Below are 3375 nucleotides of genomic sequence, written 5' to 3' on the forward strand. Positions count from 1 at the left end.
GAGCTAAATTTCCTGATACCAAACCAAGAGTTGCGAAGCGGCAAGAGGTTGCAGCCCTTCTACTATGCAGCCGATATGAAGCGAGTTGATGCCTTTCAAACGGTTATGAATCTTAATTTTAAGTTGAGCGACCCAAATGACCCAAGAAAACGTCGAACAGATAACCCTTATTTGAGCCGAAGTGCAAACTTAAAAAATGTTAAAGAGGAAGAAAAAACACTTGAGCATAAAAGGCTTGAGACACACGGAGGAACGAAGAATGAACTTACTAAATACTTTCATAGCCTTGCCGAAAGAGGCAAATTACCCGACAGAGAAGCTATACGTGAAGCGTTAAAAAGCCAAGGGTATGAGATAACAAGGGTTACGAAGCAGTCAATTAGCATTAAAAGCCCGAAATTCGATAAAAATATAAGGTTAGATGACCCTATTTTCAGCGAGGACTTTCGAGCGTTCGACTACATTCCAGTAGGAGTTGCAAAAAAAGAAAGGGATTATGAGGGTAACAAGGGCATAATATTTGAAGAAGCCAGTAAGGTACTAAAGAAAGGGCTTGAAATAAAGCGTGAATATCACGCAGAGCGATTTAAAGATGCTCTCGCACCTGAACCTATGGATTTGGATTTGGACGTATCAGAGCCAACACAGGCTCATATAAGCGAACCTGCCAAACAAGTGCCAAGATCAAACGTTCTTAGTAGTCCAAGCTTTGACTACTAAGAACGGGGTTATTTTTGTTTATTGGCGTTGTAATGCTCTATTTTGGCTAGGTAATAGCTCATTGGACGCTTACTAAACTGCTCAGGATTTGCTTTCAAACGCTTAGACATTTCAGGCTTCCAAAGTGTAAAGTCTGTGTTTATAGGGCTTGTAGGACTTATCAAGTGGTTATAGTCAGCCTTAAAAGCTTCTGTACAAACGATTGCCTCTATCTGCTTGTCTGATAGATTGCCGACCGTAAACAAATCAGCTGTATTTTGATCTCTTAGCTCTGCTTTAACATTTTTCATCTTGGGCGCAGGCTTAGCTTTGACGGTAAACTTCAAGCCAGTAACTGTACGACCGCGCTTTACATTCTCATAAGTCACTATTACATCAGTCTTCTCTGATATTTCTTTAACGGCGGGATCAATAACTCTGCTTTTGAGGTTATTAATCCGTGAATAGGACTGACTCAGTGATAAATCCTCTCTAATGTCGTCCAGCGTCATAGCCCAATGATTCATGCCTTCATGTCTTTTTGCTAAGTGATATATATCTATTGCATATTCCCCTCTTAGCTTTAAGACTTCATCTTTCTTGTACTTGGTGAACGGATTCTTTTTATCAAAGACTTTAAGCATCTCTAAAACTTCTTGCGTGAACCATAGCGATACATATCCGTCCTCATATATCGATCTTATTACCCACTGAACATTTACCTTCTTACCTCGTTCGTTTTTATAACTAAAGACACGACCCATAATCATGTCGCTAGCGTCTTTCAATTGGTTATAAGCGGAATTAACCTCAATATCACAGGCATCAGCAAATTCTTTCGCTGTTACTTCAATTGCATCATCTTGGCTTGCATCTTTTGTCCTAGCGAGTGGACTAGCAAGGAGAAGGATACGCTTTTCGTCCAAAGTCATCTCATAAAATACTCGCAGCATACGATTTTGCATTACAACCAAGCTTTTAGGGTATTTTTTCTCGTATGGTTCGACTTCCTTTTCCATGCTACTTTCCTTAAATGCTCATTTATTTTTAATTGTAGCATAATCCATGCTATTTGTAGCATTAAATCATGCCATTTGTAGCATAATCCCTGCCATTTGTAGCATAATCCCTGCCATTTGTAGCATAATGGAGGCTGAATCCCTTTGTTTTCAAGGGCTACAGAGGGGCTAAAAGTCTTTAAAAGTCTTTAAAAGAAAAAATATATTTATTAATGATAATTGACTGAAAAAAGATAAGATAAAGACTCTAATTCTGGTTCTTATCTAACTTAGCCAATGCAGAAATAACATCGGCACCTCTAACATAATTCCAATAACCCCATAAACTCTTCTCATTGATTTCTAAAAATTCATCAACGGTTATTTTTCTATCTCCAAACATAGAAAAGTGAGGGTTAATTTTTTTTAAATTGTCTAGTTCCATATCTAGCTTCTTAATTTCCTCTTTATTCTTAGAGAATTTAACTAAGTGACTCTTGCTAATATTCTTACCTAAAAACCTAGCTATCTTTTGTGCCCTATATGAATTAATACGACCCTTCATTTCTGTTCTATATACAATACGAGATTCTTGGAACCCCATATAATCCCCATTTTTTCCTTCGTCTAAATCCATCAATAAACTTAGCATTGTATTAACTTCAGTAGTTCGAGCAATACTAATCCTTTTCATATTCATTGAGCGTTTGTTAGCCACAGATAACCTCCAGATTCATTAGGTACAGCAATTATAGTACAGAATAGGTACAGCAATACAAGTGTTGATCATACATAGAAAATGATCATAGAATAAGCCAGTACACACACCGACCCCTCTATCCGCTATCGCTACTATAGGGTCGGTGTGACTGGCAAAGGGCGTTGCCCCTTGACCCCAAAAAACCAAAAGCAAAGGCCCAACTATGCCAATCATCAAAGGTGATAAACGTGATCAATCAATTAAGATTCGAGTTACCCAAGCAGAGAAAGACAGACTTAATGAATTAAAAACTCAAAGCGAATTAGCAGCCTGGATGCGCAACGTGGCATTAAGAAAAAAACCAATCAAAAGAGCTGACCCTAATTTAGTTAGAGCCATTGGCAGAATAGGATCTAATTTGAATCAGGTGGCTAAATACGCTAACAGTAATAAGCAATTAGACGCTAATATTTTATCGTCTATCAATAGAATTGAGACACTATTAATTGGCGTAATTAATGAATATAAAGGAGACGCTCATGATAGTTAAGTTCTTTAGTCGAGGCAGTGGTGGTGGCGATGGTCCTACTGATTACTTATTAGGTAAGGAAGGAGCTGGAGAGGAAGCTATTAATGAAGTTATTAATAAAGGAGTTGGAGAAGAAGCTACTAATGAAAGATATAGAAAGGGAGCTACCGTTTTGCGTGGTAATCCCGAAATTACGAAAGAGCTTATCAATTCAACTGACTATGCTAGACGATATACATCAGGTTGTCTTTCATTTGAGGAGAGTTATCAAGACATTACAGATGACGTAAAATCGAAAATCATGGACAACTTTGAGAAAGTGCTGTTTGCAGGTCTATTCCCTGATAACTACAATATTTTATGGGTACAGCACACCGATAAAAATGAGCGTCTAGAGCTAAATTTCCTGATACCAAACCAAGAGTTGCGAAGCGGCAAGAGGTTGCAGC

5 protein-coding genes are annotated in these 3375 nt (G+C 38.0%); 3 read left to right on the forward strand and 2 right to left on the reverse strand.

The window, feature by feature from the left end; genetic code table 11:
- A partial coding sequence (locus tag AB0G16_RS38495; protein WP_362815930.1) for a hypothetical protein occupies positions 1–720 on the forward strand: 720 nt, incomplete at its 5' end.
- A gap of 8 nt (positions 721–728) precedes the next feature.
- On the opposite strand, the gene AB0G16_RS38500 is transcribed toward AB0G16_RS38495, so the two are convergent.
- Entirely contained in the window at positions 729–1718 is a 990-nt protein-coding gene (locus tag AB0G16_RS38500; RefSeq protein WP_362815931.1) for a RepB family plasmid replication initiator protein, read from the reverse strand.
- A 247-nt stretch (positions 1719–1965) separates the two neighbouring features.
- Complete coding sequence (locus tag AB0G16_RS38505) at positions 1966–2415, reverse strand: hypothetical protein (RefSeq protein ID WP_362815933.1); 450 nt, start codon at positions 2413–2415, stop codon at positions 1966–1968.
- 205 nt (positions 2416–2620) lie between these two features.
- Here AB0G16_RS38505 and mobC point away from each other — a divergent pair, with 205 nt between their 5' ends.
- Both mobC and AB0G16_RS38515 read left to right on the forward strand, forming a co-directional pair.
- A complete protein-coding gene (mobC, locus tag AB0G16_RS38510) occupies positions 2621–2947 on the forward strand; it encodes a plasmid mobilization relaxosome protein MobC (RefSeq protein WP_362815934.1) in 327 nt (108 codons plus the stop codon).
- Positions 2937–3375: relaxase/mobilization nuclease domain-containing protein (locus AB0G16_RS38515; RefSeq protein ID WP_362815936.1), on the forward strand; the 439-nt coding region annotated here is incomplete at its 3' end. The genes mobC and AB0G16_RS38515, both read left to right, overlap by 11 nt.

This window comes from Streptosporangium sp. NPDC023615 (assembly GCF_040640155.1).
Lineage (GTDB): Bacteria > Actinomycetota > Actinomycetes > Streptosporangiales > Streptosporangiaceae > Streptosporangium.